At 64.8% G+C, this 22,575-nt stretch carries 22 protein-coding genes; 13 read left to right on the top strand and 9 right to left on the bottom strand.

Translation table 11 applies throughout. From position 1 onward, the window contains the following. Positions 1-41 precede the first annotated feature (41 nt). Positions 42-2,195, bottom strand: coding sequence for a hypothetical protein (locus KF733_10055; GenBank protein QYK55346.1), 2,154 nt, complete (start codon positions 2,193-2,195; stop codon positions 42-44). Positions 2,196-2,229: 34 nt separating this feature from the next. Then, a complete protein-coding gene (locus KF733_10050) occupies positions 2,230-3,537 on the bottom strand; it encodes a glycosyltransferase family 39 protein (protein QYK55345.1) in 1,308 nt (435 codons plus the stop codon). A 91-nt stretch (positions 3,538-3,628) separates the two neighbouring features. On the opposite strand from KF733_10050, the gene KF733_10045 reads away from it, so the two are divergent. The 3 genes from KF733_10045 to KF733_10035 all read left to right on the top strand — a co-directional run bounded on the left by KF733_10045 (position 3,629) and on the right by KF733_10035 (position 6,901). Beyond that, a complete protein-coding gene (locus tag KF733_10045; GenBank protein QYK55344.1) occupies positions 3,629-4,624 on the top strand; it encodes a thioredoxin family protein in 996 nt (331 codons plus the stop codon). A gap of 121 nt (positions 4,625-4,745) precedes the next feature. Beyond that, a complete protein-coding gene (locus KF733_10040) occupies positions 4,746-5,885 on the top strand; it encodes a thiamine pyrophosphate-dependent dehydrogenase E1 component subunit alpha (GenBank protein ID QYK55343.1) in 1,140 nt (379 codons plus the stop codon). Continuing rightward, on the top strand, positions 5,882-6,901 hold the full coding sequence (locus KF733_10035; GenBank protein ID QYK55342.1) for an alpha-ketoacid dehydrogenase subunit beta: 1,020 nt from the start codon (positions 5,882-5,884) through the stop codon (positions 6,899-6,901). The genes KF733_10040 and KF733_10035 overlap by 4 nt, the downstream gene beginning before the upstream one ends. Here KF733_10035 and KF733_10030 read toward each other — a convergent pair. Both KF733_10030 and KF733_10025 read right to left on the bottom strand, forming a co-directional pair. Continuing rightward, positions 6,867-8,120, bottom strand: a complete 1,254-nt coding sequence (locus KF733_10030) for a hypothetical protein (GenBank protein ID QYK55341.1) — start codon at positions 8,118-8,120, stop codon at positions 6,867-6,869. The two genes, KF733_10035 and KF733_10030, sit on opposite strands and share 35 nt — an antisense overlap. Beyond that, positions 8,117-10,021 carry a glycogen debranching enzyme family protein gene (locus KF733_10025; GenBank protein ID QYK55340.1) on the bottom strand — a complete coding sequence of 635 codons (1,905 nt, stop codon included), beginning with the start codon at positions 10,019-10,021 and terminating at the stop codon, positions 8,117-8,119. Before KF733_10025 ends, KF733_10030 begins: the two co-directional genes overlap by 4 nt. A gap of 151 nt (positions 10,022-10,172) precedes the next feature. On the opposite strand from KF733_10025, the gene KF733_10020 reads away from it, so the two are divergent. Then, positions 10,173-10,382, top strand: a complete 210-nt coding sequence (locus KF733_10020; protein ID QYK55339.1) for a hypothetical protein — start codon at positions 10,173-10,175, stop codon at positions 10,380-10,382. A 15-nt stretch (positions 10,383-10,397) separates the two neighbouring features. Here the strand turns inward: KF733_10020 and KF733_10015 are convergent, their stop codons facing one another. Next, complete coding sequence (locus tag KF733_10015) at positions 10,398-11,918, bottom strand: hypothetical protein (protein QYK55338.1); 1,521 nt, start codon at positions 11,916-11,918, stop codon at positions 10,398-10,400. Positions 11,919-11,996: 78 nt separating this feature from the next. On the opposite strand from KF733_10015, the gene KF733_10010 reads away from it, so the two are divergent. The 9 genes from KF733_10010 to KF733_09970 are packed head-to-tail and all read left to right on the top strand — an operon-like array spanning position 11,997 to position 19,045. After that, positions 11,997-12,551 carry a sigma-70 family RNA polymerase sigma factor gene (locus KF733_10010; GenBank protein ID QYK55337.1) on the top strand — a complete coding sequence of 185 codons (555 nt, stop codon included), beginning with the start codon at positions 11,997-11,999 and terminating at the stop codon, positions 12,549-12,551. After that, positions 12,552-12,872 carry a hypothetical protein gene (locus KF733_10005; GenBank protein QYK55336.1) on the top strand — a complete coding sequence of 107 codons (321 nt, stop codon included), beginning with the start codon at positions 12,552-12,554 and terminating at the stop codon, positions 12,870-12,872. It abuts the gene before it with no gap. Next, the gene (locus tag KF733_10000; GenBank protein QYK55335.1) at positions 12,869-14,428 is read left to right on the top strand and encodes a hypothetical protein; all 1,560 of its coding nucleotides are present in this window, start codon (positions 12,869-12,871) and stop codon (positions 14,426-14,428) included. Before KF733_10005 ends, KF733_10000 begins: the two co-directional genes overlap by 4 nt. 47 nt (positions 14,429-14,475) lie before the next feature. Beyond that, positions 14,476-14,937, top strand: a complete 462-nt coding sequence (locus KF733_09995) for a TrkA family potassium uptake protein (protein ID QYK55334.1) — start codon at positions 14,476-14,478, stop codon at positions 14,935-14,937. Positions 14,938-14,940: 3 nt separating this feature from the next. Beyond that, the gene (locus tag KF733_09990; protein QYK55333.1) at positions 14,941-15,603 is read left to right on the top strand and encodes a TrkA family potassium uptake protein; all 663 of its coding nucleotides are present in this window, start codon (positions 14,941-14,943) and stop codon (positions 15,601-15,603) included. 48 nt (positions 15,604-15,651) lie between these two features. Next, the gene (locus tag KF733_09985) at positions 15,652-16,431 is read left to right on the top strand and encodes a hypothetical protein (GenBank protein QYK55332.1); all 780 of its coding nucleotides are present in this window, start codon (positions 15,652-15,654) and stop codon (positions 16,429-16,431) included. Continuing rightward, positions 16,428-17,123, top strand: coding sequence for a hypothetical protein (locus KF733_09980; protein QYK55331.1), 696 nt, complete (start codon positions 16,428-16,430; stop codon positions 17,121-17,123). The genes KF733_09985 and KF733_09980 overlap by 4 nt, the downstream gene beginning before the upstream one ends. Beyond that, positions 17,107-17,901 carry a tryptophan synthase subunit alpha gene (trpA, locus tag KF733_09975; GenBank protein QYK55330.1) on the top strand — a complete coding sequence of 265 codons (795 nt, stop codon included), beginning with the start codon at positions 17,107-17,109 and terminating at the stop codon, positions 17,899-17,901. The genes KF733_09980 and trpA overlap by 17 nt, the downstream gene beginning before the upstream one ends. 7 nt (positions 17,902-17,908) lie before the next feature. Further along, the gene (locus tag KF733_09970; GenBank protein QYK55329.1) at positions 17,909-19,045 is read left to right on the top strand and encodes a histidinol-phosphate aminotransferase family protein; all 1,137 of its coding nucleotides are present in this window, start codon (positions 17,909-17,911) and stop codon (positions 19,043-19,045) included. 65 nt (positions 19,046-19,110) lie between these two features. On the opposite strand, the gene rpsD is transcribed toward KF733_09970, so the two are convergent. The 4 genes from rpsD to KF733_09950 form a co-directional block, all read right to left on the bottom strand. Beyond that, positions 19,111-19,719, bottom strand: coding sequence for a 30S ribosomal protein S4 (gene rpsD, locus KF733_09965; GenBank protein ID QYK55328.1), 609 nt, complete (start codon positions 19,717-19,719; stop codon positions 19,111-19,113). Between the two features lie 121 nt (positions 19,720-19,840). Continuing rightward, entirely contained in the window at positions 19,841-20,986 is a 1,146-nt protein-coding gene (locus KF733_09960; GenBank protein QYK55327.1) for a DUF4349 domain-containing protein, read from the bottom strand. Positions 20,987-21,011: 25 nt separating this feature from the next. After that, positions 21,012-21,512, bottom strand: a complete 501-nt coding sequence (locus KF733_09955; protein ID QYK55326.1) for an RNA polymerase sigma factor — start codon at positions 21,510-21,512, stop codon at positions 21,012-21,014. An 88-nt stretch (positions 21,513-21,600) separates the two neighbouring features. Next, positions 21,601-22,572, bottom strand: a complete 972-nt coding sequence (locus KF733_09950; GenBank protein QYK55325.1) for a hypothetical protein — start codon at positions 22,570-22,572, stop codon at positions 21,601-21,603. Positions 22,573-22,575: the final 3 nt, after the last annotated feature.

Here is a 22,575-nt window from a genome sequence, read left to right as displayed (position 1 = left end):
AGCGGAATTGGACGCCGGACAATCCCAAAAGGTCACGCGGCCTAACCTCCGTCGTCGGGGACCGTAAAGTTGCCGCCGCCCTCTTCCTCCATTTCTCGGAGTTCCTCGCGGGCGCGTTTGACCGACTCCTGCAAGCGCTTCAGGATGTCGGGCGGCAGGGTCTTCAATGTGAATTCTTTCTCGGTGGTCGGCTTGACGTCCTCTTCATACGGCATGGAACTGAAAAGGTCGGCGCCGAGAACGAACTCGATGAGGTAGGTGCGGTGCCCCCCGATGCGGAACCGGTTCGGCGGGTCGACGTACTCTGACTTCTCCGCCTTTGGCGCGGCCTCCTTCTGGGCGATCAGCGATGCCAGGGTCGAGATATCGATGGCCCCCCAGGCCCCCGTCTTCGGGTCGACGGTATAGAGCAAGGGCTCGTTCTTGGTCGTAAGACGGATGAAGGCGTCCGCAGGTATGCCGTCGGGGAGGGCCTCAGTCGGCTCGACCTGCGCCCCATAGGGGATCCAGTCCTCTTCGAGTCCGTCCGGTGCGTGCGGCGCTGCTTCGGTCGAGCGCTGCTCGAGCTTGCCCGACGCGGAGTAGACGATCTCGCGCAGGCGCCGCTGCTGGTCCTGCAGCTGGGTCTTATAGGGGAGCGTCCCGCCCGCGGCGAGGGTCTGCCGTTGCGGAAGGGGCAGGTGGCCGAGAAAGTCCAGGAAAGAGGCAGCCGCCCCCGAGTCCCCGAACTGCTGGTTCATCACCAGGTCGATGCCCAGCGATCCCAGCGTGACGAGCTCGATCGCGTTCCCAGAGCCGCGCGACTTGCGGTTTGCGGTGTAGTTGGCGGCGTCCTCCAACGTCACCGATCCCGGCGTCGGATACCGCTCGACCAGGTTCGCGAGGGCCTTTCTGTCGACGGCTTGGTCTCGGGCCTCGCTCGCTTCGATCGGGGTGAGGACCACGCTTTGGTCGGTCTCCTCGACCGGGTGCAGGACGTTGTCGAAGATAAACTTTCGGACGCGCTTCGGGTCGATGCCCTTGGCACCTCCCGCGATCATCACGACCAGGTGGATCTGGTCAGGGATCTCCGCTACAACCCCCTTGCCTTCGCCCCCATAGAGGCCGCGGATCACGTCCGCCGCCACGAGCGAAAGGGGCTCGACCGTGTCGACGCTCCGCACCAGGGTCTCGTCGCGGGCGGCTGGGTTCGTCTCGGGCCCGTCCGGCTCACGGACGAACGAGGACATGCTTTCGAGGTACTTCTGGGACTGCTCGCTCAGGACAATCTTGCTTTCGCCCTCGAAGGCCTGGAGCCCACTGTCCATAGTGCCGGCGAGCAAGGGGCTTGCCCAGATCGCGAACGTGTTGGTGTCGACCACTTGGCCGGTCGGGGCGAGCGCCTTCACCTCGCAGATGAGCACCCCCATGCCGAAGAAGAGGTGGTGGCTCATCACCGCGAGCACCTTTACCGCCTTGGCCGCTTCCTCGGTAGTCTGGAACGCGGACCGCGCCTGGGGGTTCGCCTCGTTGCCAGCCAGCTTCACGCCTTCTGCGGCGGTGGCCAAGTCCTCGGTATAGCCCTTGAGGACGTCGCCTGCCTTCGGGTCTATCGGCCGCTGCATCTTCGTGGGGCGGGTCGAATAGACGGTGCGCTCGCCGCTCTTCATCGCGGCGATTTCCTCGGGCGGAATGGAGAGAAAGATCTTTGCCCCGGCCCGGCCCAGGGGCGTGCCGTCGTTTGCGCCGCCGGAGCCGAAAAGCATGGTCGTGGCGTCTAGGCGGCTCGGCGCTTGGCCCCCCGCCCGGATGTAGTTGGCAACGTTGCTGGCCGTGTACTCGGCCTCTGCAATGGACCGCAGCCGTTCCCGCGTCCTCTCGATGGATTCGAGCCGGTCCTTCTGCCCCCGCTTTTCTGAGGCCGCCTCTTTCTCGGGGTCGCGGGCCAACCAGCTCGCCCCGGCGCGCTCTTCCAGCTTCGCGTCACAGGCCAGCCCAAGCCGCCGCACAAGCTCTTCGTAGGGGACGCTGTCCACGTCCACGAGCACGATGCGGTCCTTTAGGGCGGTGTCTACGGACAACTTGACCCCTGCCTTCTCGGAGATTTTGGCGGCCACCTGCTCCAGGCGTGCGGTCAAGTGCAGGGTGACGGACTTGGCTTCCTGGGCCCGGAGGGCGGGTGCCAGGGTCAGCACGAGTGTGAGGGGCGCGAGCACTATCTCCCAAGACGCTCGAAGAGGGGTTTCGCGTTTAAGGTTCGGCGCGAATTGGGAATCCTGTCGCCATGGCGGACCAGGCGAGGCCGTCCACCAGCAGCCAGAAGAGGGCGGGCACGACCCATGCCAGCTCCCGCCGGTCCCCGGCCATGCGGGCGGCCCCGGCGGCGCCGATCCACGCGAACCCCGCGATCGCGGGATAGAGGTAACGGGCCTGAGCCTGGAAGTACTGCAGGTTGAACCGCACAAAAAGGAGGGCGACCACGGCCATGAGCGTCGCTCCGAGCACTAGGAGGACCCGACCACCCTCCGCCTTGTTTTCCCGGGAGGCCAGCGACCAGACGCCGACGCCGACCGTCGCCGCCGCCAAGAGCCCCGCCAGGTTGTAGAAGGCGCCCGATGCGTTGGGCCCCGCCGTCTCCAGGATGAAGATGTCCATGTAGCCGAAGGCGCCGACTATGCTGCGCCAGGTCCACCAGCCGACCATCTGCGTCCAATAGGTGAGGGGGCCCAGCCCCTCGATGAAGAGCGAGGCCTGCGGCGAACCGACGAAGGCCTCGTTGAAGGCTTTGAGCGCAAAGGGGTCGCCGTAAAGCTGGGTGTTGCGGACCATCCACGGCGAGGCGATCAGCGCGGGCAGGGCCAGCGCCGCCGCCCAACCCGCGGGTTGCCTTTGGCCGCTCCGCCAAGCGAGGGCTATGGCGACGGCGAGAACGGGGAAGAGGGCCAGGGCCGTCGTCTTCGTGAGCAGGGCGAGCCCGCCAAGGACTCCGATCAAGATGCCAAGCTTTAACGGCCAACCATGTACACATCCCTTCACCGCCAACGCTACCGACCACGTTAGCAGGGCATACAGCAGCGGGTCGTTGCCCACCGCCGCGTGAAGCGCGGCGACCATGGGGACGAGCATGGCGACTGCGGCCGAAGCTTGCATGGCCGCGCTTCCTCCCGCCCACCGCACGCCGGCCGCGAGCCCCGCCAAGGTCAGGAGCCCGACCAAGACATTCAGGGTGCGGACTCCTCCCCCTGCCGAAGGGGCGGTGGGGTCAAGGCCAAGAGCCCGGCACCAGCCGGCCGCGACGAGATAGTAGAGCGGAGGCTGGTGGGCTTGGTATGACTCATAGAGGTCGGGGTCGCCGGGCTTAAGGACGGGGAAGGGTTTGCCATCGAGAAGCACGCGGATGTAGTTGGCGTGCTGCCGCTCGTCGGGCGCGCCGATGTCGGCGATGCGAGCGGGAAAGCCGTCCGGTCCGCGCTGGTAGCGCAGGAGTCCGCCCGTCCGGTACGGGGTCACGCTCATGATGGCGACGCAGACGGCGAGGTAGAGGACGGCCACGACCACGAGCCGCCAATGCGAGCTAAGGAAATTTTTTGACGTTTCTTGCCGCGACATGTCAAAATGCCCTTGATTGCCTGAACCGGGAGAATTCACGATGAAACGAGCCATTATGTTCGCCGCGCTGATGAGCGTGGCCGTCGCCGCGCGAGCGATCGATGTTTCGCCAAAACTCCAAGCCGCCATCGAAGCGATGGCCAAAGCCGAGACCTTGAAGATGACGGTGACGGTCTCGAAGCTGGGCGGCTCTTCGGAGCAGGTCACGGTCGCGCTCGCGAAGCCGAACATGGCCCGCGTCGAGACCGCCTCGACCCTCACGGTCGCGGACGGCACGAACGTCACGACCTATGACAAGAACGCCAAGACCTTTTACAAGCAGCCGCAGGACGCCGCAAAGCTCGGCGAGCTCTTCGACAGCGTCGCCTTGATGCCCTGGAAGGCGTTCTTTGACGGCGCCGCCTTCAAGAACGTTTACGCCAGCCGCGACATGGGCAACAAAAACCGCGGCGGCAAGAGCTACGATGTCGTCACGGTCCAGGTGGACAAGGACGCGCAGGCCATGGTCACCCTGTACATCGATCCCAGCGACCGCCTGCCCCGCCAGGGCGAGGTCGTCGTGAAGACGAAGACGGCTAGCGACCAGTCGGTCTGGAACGTCTCGGGCCTCGCCACCGAGGCCGCCAGCGACCTCTTCGCGTTCAAGGCGCCCGCAGGCGCCAAGGAGCTCGACTTCGCGGCCATGACGGAAGGCAAGTGGTTCACGAACTTCGAGGAAGCGCGCAAGGTCTCTGAGCAGACCGGCAAGATGATGATGGTGGACTTTTACGCCACCTGGTGCGGCCCCTGCAAGATGATGGCGGCCGAGGCCTTCACCGCGGCCGAGTTCAAGAAGAAGGCGAAGGACTTCATCCTGGTGAAGCTCGACGCGGAAGCCGGGCCGAACGTGGCCCTCGCCCAGAAGTACAACGTCGAGGCCTACCCGACCGTCAAGTTTATCGACGCGAAGGGGCGGTTGGTCTACGAGTACGTGGGCTATGCCGGCCTCTCCCAGGTCTTGGCCGACATGGACAAGGCCCTGAAAGCCGCTAACTAAGCCCTGTGCCAAAGGCCCCGGCCCTATTGATGGGGCGGGGCCTTTGTATTGGGCCGTTCGAGCCTTTCACGTTTTGCCCCGATAGGTATCTTTAAGGATCACCGATCCCGGAGTTTTCCCCTTGGCCACGACCGCAGCCGAATCGGCCCGAAAGGGCAACGCCAAAAACACCGACGAGTTCGAGTTAGGGCCCCATGGCTCGAAACTCACCGCAGAGGACTATCGCGAGCTCCTCCTCCAGCTGTACCTCGCTCGGTACTTCGACGTCCGCCTTATCAAGGAGAAGAAGCGTGGCCGTCTGAGAGGGACGCTCTATTCGAGCCACAACCAGGAAGCGATCTTGGTCGGCTCGCTCTATGGCCTTAAGCCCACGGACTGGATCAGCCCGATCCACCGCGACATGCCCGCGTTCTTCTTGAAGGACTTCCGCAACGGTTGGCGGAACCCGGAGCGGATGGGCATGACTATCCAAGAGGTTTGCAGCCAGGTCTGGGGCAAAGTCGGCTCCCCTGGCAGGGCCCGCGACAACTGGTCGCACATCGGTTCTCGAAAGAACCACATCATCCACTCGACGTCGATGCTTGCGGGCACGATCCCTGCCGCGGCCGGCGTCGTTTACGCCGACCGGCTGAATGGGGGTGATGCGGTCGTGCTCACCTATAACGGGGAAGGCTCGACCGCCCAAGGAGTCTTCCACGAAGCGGTCAACTTCGCCGCCGTGCACAAGCTGCCCGTGGTGACCATCATCGAGAACAACCAGTGGGCGTATGGCACGCCGACCGAGCTGGAGTATCCCCTGGAAGACTTCGCCCGCCGCGCCGACGGATATGGCATTCCCGGGCTCATCGCGGACGGCCAGAACGTGTTGGACGTCTACGAGAAGGTCATGGAGGCGGTCGACCACGCCCGAAGCGGCAAAGGGCCGAGCATCGTGGAGTGCAAGACATTCCGCGCCTATGGCCACGGCGACCACGACGACGACCGGGCCGCGAAGTACCGGCCGAAGGCGGAAGTCGACTCGGGCCGCTCCCGCGACCCGATCGCGGTGATGAAGCGCATCATGCTCGCCAAGGGCATGCTGACCCAAGAAGAGTTTGAGAAGCACGCGCCCGAGGGCCGGAGCGCAGGCGAAGTGACGGACGTGGACTTCCCAGCCGAAGTTGTGGACTACTTGAACGAGGGCGTCGAATACGCCGTGAACCAACCCGTCCCAGAGGCGGAAGAAGGCGGCATGTGGGTTTATCGGGAGTTCGGCCAGTGAGCGCTGTCGCCACGCCGGCACCGACCGGGCTTAAAAAGAACTACCTGACCGCCCTCAAAGAGGCCCTCTTCGAGGAGATGGCCTCCAACCAGGACATGGTCTGCATCGGGGAGGACATCGGCATCCTCGGCGGCGCCTTCGGCGTCACGGACGGACTGCGCACCGAGTTCGGCCCGCAGCGCGTGATCGATGCGCCGATCAGCGAGGCCGCGATCGTGGGTGTCGCCTGCGGCATGTGCCTCAACGGCAAGACCGCGATGGTCGAGATGCAGTTCATCGACTTCATCTCGTGCGGCTTCGACCAGATCGTGAACATGGTCGCGACCTACCATTACCGCACGGCGGGCGAGGTCGCGATCCCCATGGTCATCCGCGGCCCTGCCGGCGGGTACGGCGGGGGCGCGCTCTACCACAGCCAAATGAACGAGGCTTGGTTCGCGAACTCCCCGGGCCTGAAGATCGTGTGTCCCAGCACCCCGGCCGACGCGAAAGGCTTGCTCAAGAGCGCGCTGCGCGACCCGAACCCGGTGTTGCTTTATGAGATGAAGGAGCTCTACCGGCTCCGCGCGATCGAAGAAGAATTGGAGGAGGGCGACGCCGCGCTGGTCCCGTTCGGCAAGGCGGCGACCCGCCGCGAGGGCGACGACATCACGATCGTCACCTATGGCAACAACGTCTACCATTGCCTGGAAGCCGCGAAGAACCTCGACAAGGAGGGCTTCAGCGCGGAAGTGATCGACATCCGCAGCCTGGTGCCGCTGGACGAGCAAGCGATCATCGAATCGGTGAAGAAGACGAACCGGTTGCTCGTCGTGAACGAGGCTCCACGCACTTGCGGGTTCGCCGGCGAGATCCTTGCGCGGCTTTCGCAAGAGGCGTTCATGTACCTGGACGCGCCGCCTGCCCGGATCACGCGCTTGGACACGCCGGTGCCGTGGGTGAAGCCGCTCGAAACCTACGTGCTGCCTTCGGTCGAGAAGATCACCGAGGCTGCGCTTCGGATCTGCCGCTTCTGACGGAGGGGTCGGTGACGACCCCGAAGAAGAGGATCGTGCCCGTCTTCTCCTCGACGACGGCATAGAAGAAGGGCCGGTCGGCGATGAAGTTCAGAGGCTCCATGGGGGCATCCATGGCGACGGCGTCGGTTTGAGTCGCCGCGGCCGCCCGCGTCCCCCTTTCATCCACCTCGATGAAGGTCGTCTGCTTGAACCTGGAAATGGAGGTCTCGGGAGGGTACACCTCGCGGGAGACCCGGCGGAAGTCGTTCCCGGGCCGGAAGAGGCTCTCGCCGCCGAGCGCCTTCAGCGCGGGAACCAGGTCTTGGGTGGCCTCCACCGAGAAAACAGGAAACTGCAGGTCGAGGGAATCAGTACGAAAACTCTTAAGCAAAGAGCGCCACTTCGTTGCGCTTAAACTGTTTACAAGGCCTGAAACATTGCCTTTCTTCGGGAGGGCGAAGACCATCGATAAGGTCTTGTCTTTATAAGGGATACGCACGGCAGAGAAGGTGTCGTCTCTATAATAGCCGACCGCGCGATGGTCTTTGATCGTAGGGACTTCCTTTGTGCCGCTGGGCGACATGAATTGCGCGGCTTGCGGCGCGTCGAAAGGCCCTTCCCACTCGGCCGTCAACGTGGCGACATTCAGAACAATGAAAAGCAGGTCCTTGGAAAGTTCGGGGTCATATTCGGTGATCCGACCGAGAGACTCGTTCGCCACCCAGTCGCGGACCTGGCGTGCGGAATCTGTGTTCGCTCCGCCCAACTTGCGGAGCTCTGCGCCAAACTTTGTCCGCATCTCTCCCGCAAAGGGGGGATGGATTCGCAAGGGTTGGACGGAAAAGATCCCTGTGGAAAGTGTGACGGGATTTCCCGGCAAGTATCGCAATTCGTCGATCAAGGCCATGCGCCCTTGGTTAATCGCGTCAATGTCCGGGTTCTCCACGTCCAAGAGGTCGGCAAGAGTCTCAAAGGCTTTGCCTTCCGCTCCGTTTAACAAGACCACTAAAGTTTGGTCGAGGGACACCGGGCTCAAACACGAGTTCCCGCCGGCCAGGTTCGCCGCGCGGGCCAGCTTGAACGAGAACTCGTTCATCGAGTCGTAGACCTTGGGGTCGACCTTTTCAGCCTGGAAGCGAGGACGGTCTAGGGCTGAAGAAGTCGTCGGGCCGGGTCGGCACGCCGGGGCAAGGAGGCCGCAACCGAGCAAGGTCAAGGCAGCGGCGCGCCCGATCATTCTCGCCCCTTTGCGAACGCCTCCGTCTCGCGCCAGGCGCGAAGGGCCTCGGCCGTGCTCCAAGCTTGCCAGGGGCATCCGCCGGGGTTTTGCGGCTCGTCGCCGTCATAGACCTCGGCGATCCCGCCCAGGCCGTACTCGTCCATCCAAGTCGGGACGCTCGTGAGGACTCGTCGCGCCTCCGCCACGTCCCCTTCCACGCGCAAGACCGCGGACACGTAGGGGCCGATCAGCCAGGGCCAGGTGGTGCCCTGATGATAGGCCGCGTCCCGCTCGGTCATGGTGCCGATGTATTTGCCGCGATAGGCGGACTCCCGAGGACCGAGCGTCCGGAGTCCGTGCTCCGTCAGCAGCTCTTCGCGGATCTTTCGAAGCGCAGCCTTGGCGTTCTCCCCCCGCAAGGGGGCGAAGGGGAGCCCCATCGCGATCAATTGGTTCGGTCGGAGGCTCGCGTCGTCCGGGTCGATGGTGTCGAGATAGTGGCCCATCGAGGCCTTCCAGAACTTCGCCTCGAAGTTCGCCTCGGCCAGCTCCGCGGCCGCGCGAAAGTCGGCGCCGTCCTTTCCGAGCCGGTCTGCCAGGGCCTGGGCGACGCGCAAGGCGTTCACCCACAGACCGTTCACCTCGATCGGCTTGCCGTGCCGGGGTGTCACCACCCAGTGTCCGACTTTGGCGTCCATCCAGGTCAGCTGGTATCCGTCGGCGCCTTGGCGCAGGAGCCCGTCAGCGGGGTCGACGCCGATGCCGAAGGACGTTCCCTTTTGGTGCCATTCGAAGATCTCGCGCAACCACGTGAACGCCTCCAGCGCGAACCCCTCGTCCCACTCCGCCTGGAGGGTCAGGTGAAGTGCGTTGGCGAACCAGAGGGTCGCGTCGGCCGTGTTGTACTCCGGCGTTTCCGAGCGGTCGGGGAAGCGGTTCGGGACGAGCCCCTTGTTCATCGCGCCTGCGTAGGCGCGGAGGATTTCTCGGGCGGCTGCCACGTTCCCGGTCTCAAGGCAGATGCCCGGCAGGGAGATCATGGTGTCGCGGCCCCAGTCCGTGAACCACGGGTAGCCCGCGATGATCGTGGTCCGCGCCGATCCGCCCACCAGGAAGTACTTCGCCGCTTCCACCAGCTTCGCCTCCGGTTCCTGCGGGGTGGCGGCGAGCTCGCCGAAGGCCACCGGCGGAGTGCCTTCTTCCGTGGACGCGACGAGCGTGGCTGCCTCGCCCGGCATCAGGTAATAGCGCAGCTCGCACGGGCAGTAAAGGTCGTCGATCGGGTCGAGCCCCCGGTCGATCTCGCGCCCGTGCTCGAACCGGTAGTACCAGCCGGTCGTGGGCGTCCTCTCCGCGTTCGGATGTTCCAGGAAGAGCTGCACGCCGTCCTGGGCCAGGATCGTCCGATCCTCGGGGAAGATGAGGAACTGCGGATAGAAGTCGGTGACCCGGAAGTTGTCGTGGTAGAACTTGTGGCAGGCCAGGGGACGCAGGGTCAGCTGGATCGGAGTGTCGCCGTGGTTGCGGTATTCCACGGTGACGGCGTTGGCGCCGTCATGGGGCTTCAACCGCTTGGCCAGCGCCTGGCCCGCAAGACGAAAGCGCCACTCGGCGTGGTCGCCCACCTCGAAGGACTCCAGCAGGGAATAGCCCTGGGGATGGACGGCGCCGACGTACTGGTTCGTCGAGACGCCGAAGACCTGGTCGGCGATCGTGGCGTAGGCCTCGATCGCGGCGAGCAGCACGATCCTCTCGGTCGGGGGCCGGATCGCGGCCACCAAGTGTCCGTGGTACCGACGCGAGTTCGCTCCGCTGACCGTGCCCATCGCGTATCCGCCGAGCCCGTTCGTCAGCAGCCACTCCGTGCGGGACGATTGCGAAAAGTCGCGGCACCGTGCGCCCTCCAGCCGGTAAGCCATCTCCCCTCCATTCTACTGGCGGACGGGGGCCCGTTAACTCGCTGGACTGAGGCCAAACATGTAGAGCTACGGTCGGGGGCCCGGTCGAGGTCGGGAAGAAAGGGACTAGGCGAGGGCTCGACCCCCGTCGTACCTTGATTAGGCGGACCCTATGCTTTCCTCTGAAGCTAAAACTTTTGTCGGCAGCTATGTCAACCTCACCTACCGCGACCGGGCCGGCCGAGAGGCCGTTCACTTGGCCGAGGTGTACGACGTCAGCTTCGTCCCCCACTTTGGGCCGTGCCTCATCACCGATCTTGGCGAGTTCCGGTTAGACCGGGTCGTCGGGTGCAGCGTCGCAGACAAGTCCAAAGCGGCTTAGGAGCCCCTCTTGGGGTCACCGGCTCTGGCGGCGACGCTGGAGCCGGTCCACAAAGCTGTCGAGCCGGAACCGGACTCCGAAGCGGGTGTCGCTCGGAAAGCTCCTGAATAGAATGAACGGTTCGACCACTTGGGCGACGAGGGCGATCTCGTACTCTCGGTCGTACCAGTTCTTCCGGTCGAAGTCGTACTTCGTCAGGTAGCGGAGGGTGTACGGGCCGCGGACGTAGTCGAAGCGGACGTGGAACGCCTCCCGACTGACCAGCGGGTCGAAAAGGAAGTCCGGCGTGCCCGCGCTCGTCCCCCTGGTGTAGGCGACGCCTGCCGTCAAGCCCTCGATGGGCTCCCATGTGAGCCCGGCAAGGCCCCGGACCCAGGCAAAGGTGTTCTTCTCGCTGGCGGTCCCAAAGAGGTCGGCCCGGGTGACGAGCAACAGGTCGCGGCCCAGATTCACGGTCGGCGCGGCGACGGTGACCAGGCCCAAGGCCCGCTCGATGAAGTTCTCGCGCGGGTTCGGGCGGATGCTCTGGATGCGGAGGTTGCCGTAGACTCCCAGCCCACCGATCTGCTCGCCCGCCTCGCCGACGATCTCCAGCTGCTTGGTGACGTTGAGGGCGTCGTTCGGTCGCGCCTGGGTCGCCCGGTTCCAGCCCGTTCCGACGGAGACGGACCTGCGTCTTTTGCCGATATTAGAGCGCTCGTCTTGGGGCGAGGCGACGGCGATGTTGTCGAACCACCCGTCCGAGAACCGCTCGCCCAAGTCGCTGCGCGGTTGGATCAGCGAGTCTGACTCCGGGTCGAGCGGGCTGTACGCGATCTCCAGGCTGTAACCGGGCGCTTGGCGCGGAAACGAGTCGAAGGACGCGATTGCCGCGGCCTGGTCGCCCAGAGCCAAGGACGGCCCCCAGGTGACGCCGAGTCCGAGCCCCTTCCGGTTGGTCAAGGAAGGGATGCCGATGCCGCGCACCCGCTTGCGCAGGCTGAAGGCGACCCGCGGGACCGGGCCGATCTTCGCCCCCAGGACGCGCAGGTAGACGTGGCGGGCGACCCCGTCGCGACCGGGCCGCAAGGTCACGGTGGCGGCGGTGAAGGAGACGGGTGGCTTGTCGCTCCGGGCCAGCGCCCCCGAGGCGTCGGTCAGCTCCCAAGTCTCGGGCCGCACGTCGATCCTGCGCGCCTCGATTCGGACGTTGTCCGCTTGCAGCTTCACGTCCATGGCGACTCCGGTGCGGCGCTCCCAATCGAACTCCAGGCGGGCGCTTTGGATCGTGCCCTCCGGGTCTGTCACCACGACCCCGCCCTCGGCCGTGCCCTGCCGGCCCTCGACGTCCAGGGTGAGCTGTTCGCTCGTGATGGTGGTCAGGTCGTAGCGGGCCTCGACCCGCCCGGAGAAGACGAGCTTGCCCGTCGTCGGGTCGTAAGTGCTGGAATCGAACTTGACCTTAAGGCCGCCGGGGAAGGCGGACTCTGGCCGTTGCTGCGCCTGGACGGCGGGCGGGGCGGCGTCTTGCGGAGGAGATAGGGCCCCGGGCAGCATGTAAGAATCGGAAGCGTACCAGGCTCGAACGTTTCGGCACGAAAGTCCCGTCCATAGGGTATCATGCTCAGTTACGCGATGCAGGAATCACCGTCGACCTGGGGCTCACAAAGGGTATGGACTGAGGATTCAGTCCTGCTTCAACGGTGCCGCGAAGGCGATGAAGCGGCTATGGCGACCGTGATCGCCAAGCATCGCCGTCGCGTCATCCGCATCGCGGCCAACTCCTTGCGGGACACCCACGAAGCCGAGGACGTCGCCCAGGAAGCCTTCCTGAAGGCCTTCAAGGAGCTCGGAAAGCTCCGCGACGACCGGGCCTTCGCCAGTTATCTTTACCGGATTTGCGTGCGGCTCTGCCTGGACCGCTTGCGCTCCCGTCGGGCCGAGCCCGCCGTGATCGAGCGAGTCCAGGCCTCGGACGGCCCTCGGGTCGAGACTAAGGTCTTGCTTGAAAAGCTTTTGCAGCAGCTTTCGCCCGAGCTCCGTATGACGCTTGTGCTGCGAGAAGTCGAGCAGTTGAGCTACGAGGAGGTCGCGACGGCTCTGAACGTGCCGTTGGGCACCGTCCGGTCCCGGCTGCACACCGCCCGCGAAAAGTTTCGGGCGCTCTACTTCGAGGCCACGGGGGAGTAAATGCACGAGCGTGACGAAAAGCTGGAAGGCTTGTTCGAGGTCTTGCGCGAGAACGCGCTTGATCCGGATGTCGGCGAGCAGTTTGACCGCAGGGTCCTGCGCGAGTGGCGCCTTCGGTCCGCCACCAAGACGATCCGGTTCTGGACACCGGCGCTGATGGGCGCCGCGGTCGCCGCCATGGCGGTGCTCGCCGTACTGCAGTTGCTGCTCGCCAGCCCGGACGTCCCCAGGGCAGAGCTACACGGCCAGGAAGCGCGCCGGTCTGAGCCTGTGGCGATCCCGACCATGCTCGATCCCTCCACCGGCACCGCCGTGCGATGAACCCGGCGGGGAGGGCGTTTCTAGGCGCTCTGTTCGGGGCGCTTCTCGTCCTCCTTGCCCATCCCTCCTCCCGCCCCTTCCTCTTGCCGCGATTGTCCGATCCCGAGGACACGTTCCTCAAGAGTTCGATCGACCTTCCCGAGAACCTGGCTAAGCTCTCCGCCCCTGACACCCACCAGGAGGCGGCCCTCTGGCTTCAAGTGGGCTGCGAGCGCATCGAGGCGGGCACGCTGAGCACGGACGAGGCCCTCCTGCTGGCCGAAGTCGCCCAGGAAGGCGTGGAGGCCGAGCCCGACAATGCGTTTTGGCGGCAGATGGAGGCCGTCTTTGCCGCTCGGTCGGTCGGGGACGCGACCTCGAAGAGGGCGTGGACGCTCGCTTCAAGGGCCGTCTCGTGGAACGACCACCAGACAGAGCGGCTGACCCGGTTGGTCTCCGGCCTCGCCCAAAGTTCGGGGACCAAACTCGCCTGGCACGTGGCCCTCGCCACCAGCGTCCGGAGGTCCACTGCGGCCAAGACCGTATACGAGTACGGCATCGACCGACTTCACCGGCCCGGTGCCACCACCCTCGACCGGTACGAGGCACTGCGCAACGGCGTCCTGCTGCGCGAGGGCGGGCGGTCCGCGGCTTCCTCGCGGTTCGGGGCGCGCCTTGTCGAAGCCGCCGCCCTGGGAGGCGCGAAGGCCGAGCCGAGCCCCAAAGCGAGCGCAAAAGCTCGCGGCGACCTCTACAAGCAACTCGCGGACTCCGGCAAAAGGGACGAGGCGGCCACGGCCGTCAGCGCATTCGAGGCGAACGACGCCTGGTTCGCCCTGGTCGACAACGAGACCGCACGGAGGACGGCCCCTGACCTAGGGCTACTCTCCATGGCGTCTGCCAACCTCGCCCGGGCGCTGCTGCTTTCCGGGCTGCTCGGCCTGGCCGTCCTCGCCCTCGGCGCGTTGTGCCAGGTTCCGGCCGCCCAGGTCGCCCTCGGATTTCCGGGAGCCCCGGCCATCGGCGTCGTCGGCGGGGCCTTGGTCTTCTGGTGGACCGGGCTGGCGCTGCCAGCAATTTGGCTGACGGTGGCCCTCGCCAGCCTCGCCGTGTTCTCGGACCGCCAGCGGGTCGGGCCGATGCCAAAGCTCGGCCAACTCCACCGCTTGTTCCTCGGGCTGATGGCGGTGGCCTCGATCGTCGCCGTCTTCGGCGCGGTGGTCTCGGCTTCAGCGCCGTTGCGGGCGCTGCAGCCCTGGGCCTCGGTGCCGCCGTTGCTCGCCAACGACCCCCGTTTGAGCGTGACCGGGCTAAGCATCACCTTTGGACTGGTCGTCTTTTCAGCGGCCGCGGCAGGGTATCTCGGACGCTTTGTCGGGGCACGGTACCTACCTCAATGCCTGGGCGCCTATGGCGCGACCCTCGCCGTCCTCGGGTTCGTCGGGGCAGTGGTGGCCGCTCCGCTCTGCGTCGCGTGGGACTTGGCTTTGACCGCCCGCCTGGAGCGGATCCTCCAGAACGAGTCGAACGACTACCTCTTTCGATCGAGCGCCCTGGCAAGCGATTCCCGGCAGTGACCAGGCAGGTGCCGAATTGCATGGTATAACCCCGCGCCGGGGTCGAAATGAACGTTGTCATCATGGGCTGCGGGCGAAGCGGCGCGACCCTCGCCCTGGAGCTTTCCTCGCGGGGACACCAAGTTACGCTGATCGAGCGGAACCCCGAGGCGTTGCGCAGGCTCGGGAAGAGCTATCCCTGCCGCATCGTCATCGGGAGCGGGCTCGACGAAGACATCCTGGTCAAGGCAGGTGTCGATACGGCCGACGCCTTCATGGCCATGACGCGGGGCGACAACACCAACCTGATGGCGGCCCAGATTGTCCAGCGCAGGTACAAGGTGCCGAAAGTCGTGGTGAAAGTGGCCGACCCCATGCGGGCCGAGGCCTACCGCAAGCTGGGCCTCTTCTGCATCAACGCGAGCGCGCTTATCGCGGGCATCTGCCGCGACTGGCTCATCGGCGAACCGTTCGACACGATTGATGCGTACAACGTGCTCTCTCCCGAGTTTCAGTTCGAGGTCACCTAGCAGATGTACTTGATCTTGGTCGGTGGGGGCAACGTGGGGACGCAGCTCGCAAAGCGGCTGATCGCTCGCCAGCACGAGGTCTTGATCTTGGAGAAGGACGCGCGCCAAGCCCAGAAGCTCTCGAACTCGCTGGGCGACGAATTCGTCCTGCACGGCGACGGCTGTGAGCTGCACACCCAGAAATCGGCCGGCTTCAACCGCGCCGACGTCGTCGTCGCCGTAACGGGCGAGGACGAGGACAACCTCGTCGTCTGCCAACTCGCCAAGGAGGTTTGGCAGGTCGACCGTGTCCTCGCCCGCGTCAACGACCCGGGCCACGAGGAAGTCTTCCGGGACATCGGGATTGACGACACAGTGAGCGCGACGGGCATCATTTTCAGCCTTATCGAGCAGCAGATTAGCGGGGACGAAATGGTGCCGGTCGGAGCCTTGCACCGCGGCCACGTCGAAGTGGTCGAGACCGTCTTCCGGTCTCGCTCGCCACTGGTCGGCAAGCGGGTGCGGGACATCCAGTTGCCGGTCGGAACGTTCTTCGTGTACCTGCTGCGGGACGGGCACGGAACGACGGTCGACGGGGACACCCAGTTCACGGTCGGAGACATGGTCGTGGCCCTCGTGCCGACCGCCCGGGCGGAAGAGCTGCGGGCGATTCTGACCTCGGGTTAGTCCGGACGCCCCTTCTGCCGGGTGCCACAATATCGGCGGTACTTGCTCATGCGAAAGGTCTCTCTTTTCGGGCTCGCCCTCGCCCTGCTCAGCCTGCAAGCTTGCGCCCCGACCGCCCCGCCGAAGGCCGATGGCGGCACGGGCAGCACGGGCCGGGCGGCAGTCGATCCTAACTCTCCGGCATATACGCTCAAGATCAGCGAAGAGAAAGGCGCGAAGTGGTCTTACACTTACATGAGCCGTTCGAAGTCGGAACCGACTGACGAAGAGTGGAAGAAGAAGCTCCCGAAAATGTACCAAGACCCCGCTACTTTCGAGGTCACGGGCGAAGTGGAGATGGAAGTCGTGGAAGTGAAAGATGGGAAGACCACCTTCAAGACCAAGACTGTCACAAAGACGGCGAAGGGTACGGGTTTTGGAGACGCCCAGGCAAAGGACTTGCTTGCAAAAGAGCCCCAGTTGCAGAAGTTCACGGTCAAGTCCAATTGGGAGAACATTGACCAGCAACAAGTGTTGGATCCCTTGACCAACACCATGAACAAGATTTTCCCGAGCAAGCCCGTCCGGGTCGGGGAGACTTGGGAGTTTACGCCTTTCAAGGAAATGAAACCGGCGGTCGCGAAGGTCATGGGTCTGGAGCCGATCGCGGGCGAACAGACCCTGAAGGTCTTTGTAAAGATACCGGGCATCTACCCCACTTCTGTCGACGAGCTGACCCTGTGGGTCAACCCCAAGAATTCCCGGATCTATAAGTTCGAGATGATCAATAACATGGCGGAGCAGGGTTTGAAGGTGGAAAGCTACTTCGTTCAGGAAATAAAGAAGTGAGCGCCCTCGTCTTCGCGGCGCTTATCGGCCTCCTGCAGCAGGAAGAACCGGTCGATTTAGGAAAGTACACCCCTGAGCAAGTCGTGGCGATGGGCCGCGAAAAGTGGATGGACGTCCACACCGAGGAGCACGGGGCGAGCACGGCCGCGATGGCCGGGGCCGAAAGCGCCTACGGTTACGCTTACCGTGTGGTGAACGACAAGGCCATAAAGAGCCAGCCCAAGGCCTTCCAGGCCCTAGCCGACTGGATTCGCGTCCGGTTTAACGACGCCGGGATAAAGGCTTGCGACATTGGTTACGCGATAGGCGGGGGCGGCACCATGTGGATTCCCATCTCGGCGGGGGTCGCGGCGGACACTGAAGAGCTCCTTGCCGACCTCATGCGCCCTAAGGGCATCAAGCAACGCGCGACCCAGGCCAGCGCGAGGGCGGCAATCGCGAAGATGCGTAAACGCCTAGCCGCTTCAAAGACCGATATCCAGGAGTATTTTCCGGAAGGGCGGGACGTCTATGGTTCAGCCCTCGCAGACGCGGCGTTCATCGCCGAGACCCTTGAGCTTACGGTTCCGAAAATCCGACACCTTTCCAAAGATCAGCGCGAGCGCGTCTTCTACGAAATCAAGGATTTCGCCGAACTTGTCACGATTTACGAAGAAGAGGAAGGGCAAGCCCCCAATGCCTCGCATCTCTGAGACCTTTGAGGAGTTGAGGCGGCGGGGTGAAAAAGCCCTCGTGCTCTTTGTGACCGCCGGCGACCCGTCTCTAGACCAGCTTCCGGCAATTTTGGACGCTCTGGCCGAGGGCGGCGCGGACGCGATCGAGGTCGGCCTGCCCTTCAGCGACCCGATCGCCGACGGCCCGACCATCCAGGCCGCGAGCCAACGCGCGCTCGACCGAGGAACCCGCATGGCCGATGTCTTCGCCGCCCTGCGCGGGTTCGACCGAGTGCCGGTTGTGCTGATGGGATATATGAACCCGATCATGCGCATCGGTGCGGAGCGCTTCGCGACCGAGGCAAGCCTGGCCGGCGTGGCCGGGACGATCCTGTGCGACGCGATCCCCGAGGAGGCCACGGGATGGATCGAGACCTCGCGTAGCCATGGGCTGGACAACATCTTCCTTTGCGCCCCGACCTCTACCGAGGGGCGCATCGAAGCGGCCTGCAAAGCCGCGACCGGGTTCGTTTACGCGGTCAGCCGAACGGGGGTGACCGGCGCGGGCCAGGAGGCGCCGCCCGAGGTCCGCGAACTGGTGGGCCGCATCCGGACGCACACCGACCTTCCCGTTTGCGTCGGATTTGGCATCAGTCGGCCCGACCACGTCCGCATGGTTTGTAGCGTGGCCGATGGTGCCGTGGTCGGTTCCTGGCTGGTCGACTTGCTGGCCGACCGCTGGGAGGACGGGCGGGGAAGGGACGAGGTGGTCGCTGCGGTCCGGGCACTGAAAGACGCCACGAAGGATTCTTCGTAAAGAAAATATGGCCGGAAATCCCGCTCACGCGGTACACGGGGGCGCGTCGTTCGAGGCGATCGGGAGTGGGTTCCAGGACTTGGGCCGCATCCATGAGGTCGTGAACGCGGACGTTCTGGACGCCTGGTACGACCCCGCTCCAGGGGTCATCGAAGCTCTCTCCAGCCACCTCGCATGGCTCGTGAAGACCAGCCCGCCTACCCACGGCGAGGGCCTTGTCGAAGAGATCGCCCGGGCCCGCGGAGTGTCCCCCGAGAATGTGCTGGTCGGCTCTGGAACGTCGAGCCTGATGTACCTCGCCTTTCCTCGGCTCCTGAAGCCGGGAGACCGGGTCTGCGTGCTGGACCCCATGTACGGCGAGTACCGGCACATTTTCGACCGCGTGATCGGAGTCGAGACGGTTCTCTGCGAGCTTGACTCGGAGGAGTCGTTCCGCCCCAGCATCGACCGTTTGACCACGGCGGCGCGGGGTTGCCAGATGGTCGTGGTCGTCAACCCGAACAGCCCGACTGGCGTCGCCGTCGACCGTCCCTTTATCGACGAGCTTCTTCGAAGGCTTGACCCAGGCACCAGGCTTTGGATAGACGAGACTTATATAGGCTTTGCCGACCACCAAAACGCAAACCTTGGACGTTCTGGCTATACAGCAGAATCTCTCCCCGCGCTGGACGACCGCGTCATCGTCAGCAAGTCCATGTCGAAGTATTACGCCTTAAGCGGATTGCGGGTCGGTTACCTGGTCGCGGCCAAGTCCCTGGTGCAGATGTTGGCGCCCTCGAGCCCGCCCTGGTCGGTCGGTCTGCTCGCCCAGGTGGCGGCGGTCGAGGCGCTTCGTGACCCCAGTTACTACCGGTCCATGACCCATGCGACGAGTTCAATGCGTGGGGAACTGGAGCGGGTCCTCCATCGGATGGAGGGAGTCGACAAGGTCTATCCGTCGGTGGCGAACTTCCTGCTCTTGCGGCTTGAGCGACCGGTCGCGGCGGAAGTCGTCCGGCGTTGCGCCGAGCACGACGTTTACCTCAGGAACTGCGACTCCTTGAGCGACCGCTTTCAGGGCCACTTTATCCGCGTCGCGATTAAGGACGGCAGGACGAACGTAAGGATTTGCGAAGTCCTTCGCGACGCGCTATCCAACTCTTGAAACCGAGAAAGGCAAAGGCACGAGAACAACTTGTCCTCGTGCCTTTTGTCGTCCGATAAGCGGGCTTAGCGGGCGTAAAACTCGATGACTTGCTGCTCGTGGAAGAACTTGGGGAAGTCCTCGCGCTCGGGCAGGGTCACGATCTTGCCCCGGAAGTTTGCGACGTCGGGGTCGATGTAGACCGGGACGGCGGCGCCTTCATAGCCGTTGCGGCGGGCGATTCCTCGGCTCTGCTCTCGGTCGCGGACCTCGATGACGTCCCCGACCCGGCAGGTGTAGCTGGGGATGTCGACCAGCTTGCCGTTAACGAAGATGTGGCCATGGCTCACCATCTGGCGGGCCTGCTCGATCGTCCGGGCCCAGCCCATGCGGTAAACCTGGGTCTGCAGCCGCATCTCCAGCAATCGCAGGAAGTTCAAACCCGAGTTGCCGTGCATCCGGCTGGCCTTCTCAAACGTGCGGCGGAACTGCTTTTCAAGCATTCCGTAATAGCGGCGGATGACCTGCTTGGCCAAAAGCTGCTCGCCAAACTCAGACATGCGCTGTTCGCGCTGGTTCGGGCCGTGCTGCCCGGGCGGGTAGGGCCGCTTACTACTGGGGCACTTCGCCTGCCCCCAGAGGTTGAACCCGACTTTGCGGCAAATGTCGGACCTCCTTCCTCGGTATGTCGCCATGCTGTGTGTTAGCCGTTCCTTTGGTTTCGCGCCGGACTCGGCAATGCCGATCCGGGCGGGCGTGACTGGCAATTGTGACCCAATCGCGACCGCCCGTGCGGGGACCGGCCTCCAGCCAGGGTTACCGGCCGATCTTTCTCCAGAGGTGCCAGCCCAGCAAGCCGAAGGGTATCCAGACCGGGCTGAGCACCAAGGCATAGGTGAGGAACTGCCCGGCACCGCGCCCGAAGAGGCCCAGCGTCCCGGTCGCGTCGTCCCAAGTGTTCTGGAACCAGTCGTCCGGTCCGGGGCGCCTCCCGATCGGCTTGCCGTCCTGGACGAACCGGGCGTTGATCGTGCTCATGGCGGAGAGCCCTCGGAGGCTCTTGCTTTGCGCCTTCAGGCTGTCCCGCTCTTGGCGGATCTGGCTGAGGCGGGTGCGGATGCGAATGAGCTGGTCCGGATTCTTAGTGGAGCGCAGCAGGGTGATGTACTGCTGCTCTTCTTCAGCCAGCACCCGGGCGCGGACGTCGGAGTCGATCACCTGGTTCGTCACGTCCTCGCCGCTCATGGTCTCGGCCTGGACATAGCCCATCCCGCGAAGCGCGTCGACGGCCGAGTCGAACTTGGTCTGCGGGATCCGCATGCGCAGGCTGGACTGGGGCTTTCCGTCGAAGTCGATCACGGAGCTGTCCTCAACCCAACCGGAGAGCGCGCCCGCAAGCTTTGTGGCTTTGGCGAGGCAGGCCCGGGCGTCTTCGACCTGCACGGTAAGGTCGGCTGTCCGCACGACCAGGCGGTTCGGCTCGATGACCGTGTCCGGATAGGCTGGCGCCGGTTCGGCGAAGCCTATCTTGGACCGAGAGGCCTTCGCTTCCTCGGGGCGGCTGGCCAGGGCGCCTGCCGGCGCATCGGCTGACGCCTTGCTCCGGTCGAGTTCGGCACGTTCCATGGCTGGAGCGGTGGAACGCGCGCTCGACTTGGCCTGGTAGGTCGGGATGAGCAGGGCGGAGACGAGCACGGCGCCGACGGCGCAAGAGCCGACCGCGGCCCAGCGCATCCAAGAAGGGCGCCTCGGTCTTGCGACCTTGTCGAGTGTTTCTTCAAGCCCTTTCGGCTCGGGTTGGCGGGCCGATTCCTGGACTTCCTGACTTATAAGTTTCATGACTTCGTAATCCCGGCGCAATCCAGGGTCACGGTCGATGGCGGCCTGCACCTCGGCGGCCCGCCCAGGGTCCAGTTCGTCGTCGATGAACGCCTTTAGGTCTTCGCGAAAGTCTTGGCTCATCTCCCCAACCCTCCCATGCAGCGACTTAGTCGCACAGGTGCCTCCTGAGGCAGAGGAACGCGTGGTGGAGGCGGCTTTTCACCGTCCCTTCCGGGACCTGGAGCAAAGCGGCGATCTCCGCATAGCGCAGGCCCTCCACCTCGTGCAAGAGCACGACCTCCCGGTGGTCCTCGCTCAGGCTGGCGAGCGCTTGGCGCAAGGCCTCGCGCTCGACCGGGCCGGCCCCGTCCTGGGTCGGGGCTTCGAACCAGGGTTCCAGCGGCAAAGGGTCACGTCCGCGCTTACGGGCCAGGTTGCGGCAATGGTTCCGGGCGATTCCCAACAGCCATGTGCCGAAGTCCGAGTCCCCTTTGAATCTCCGCAGGCCGCGTTGCATCGTGACGAATGTTTCCTGGGCGGCGTCTTGGGCGAGGTCGTCGCCGAGCCGGCGGGCACAGAAACGGTAGACCCTGGCGTAATGCTCCCGGATAAGGAAGGCCAAGGCGTCCGCGTCCCCGCGCTTCGCTTGCTCGATTCGACCGTCCATGTACGGCGCTCGGGAGTGGGTGTCGCCGCCCGCGCCCCCCGTTCAAAGCCCCTCCGCAGAATCGGACGTTAGGCCCAGGCCATGAGCTTCATTGGACGGTGAAGGCCTTCGCCGTCTCGAGGGAGCGCCGGGTCGCGGCCGTGCTCCATTCGTCCCAGGCGAGCCGTAGCGCGATCCCAAAGAGCAGGAGCCCTGTGGCGATTGTGAGGACCTCGCCGATCGGCACCAGGCCATCCATGTTCGCGGGCCACGGCGTCCCAAAGACGAGTCCCAGATCGAGCCCCGCGAGCAGGAAGGCGCCGACCTGGCCCTCGCGACGCCGGTTCTCGGCGGCGGCCAGGGACGGGTGGAGTTCGAGCGGCGGCAGCATGGATTCGAGCCATCCCTTGGGGCGCTCCTCGAACCATTCCAGAAGCGATGCCCGGAAGGCGGTGGCCCGGCGGCGAGCTGTGTAGTCTTCGAACGGATCGATCAGCTTGAGCCACACCTTGACATCGCGATCCACCATCGGCACCGGAATGACGTCCTTCATCTTGTTGACGGAAACGGGGCGCAGCGCCTTTGGCCAGAGCCCGATCGGGGGCACGTCCTCTCGGTTCAGTCGGAAGACCGTTTGGAGTCCCTTGAAGAAGAGGGTGCCGTCCTCCAGCCACATGTACCCCTCGTCGTAGCCGGTGATCGCGCCGTCCTGGCGGATCTCGACCGCGACGGGACACGCCTTGTCGCTGGGGACCTTGGTGCTCAGGCGGCGCAGGCCGGGCCCGATCTCCACCCGGTTTAGCAGGCGGCGGTAGAGATGGCAGAGCACCAGTTGGGAGACCGAGATCATCCCGATCGCCTTAAGGTGCGCCATGAGGTTGGCTTCCGGCCCCAGGTAGCTGCGCGCGATCAGGAAGTAATAGACATAGCCGCAGGCAAAGAAGAACCACGCGAATGCCCGGAACCAGAGGGTGTCGGAGAGGCTGGCCCGCGCCCCGTCCACCACGTCTTGGGAGACGCGCCAGGACGCCGCCGGTCTGACGGCAGGTCCGGCGAGCGAGCCGACGGTCTCCAACTCCACGTT

It is taken from the genome of Fimbriimonadaceae bacterium (assembly GCA_019454125.1).
Taxonomy (GTDB): Bacteria; Armatimonadota; Fimbriimonadia; order Fimbriimonadales; family Fimbriimonadaceae; genus JALHNM01.
The sequence above is the reverse complement of the archived record's forward strand: the minus strand, read 5'-3'. Positions and strand labels throughout refer to the sequence as shown.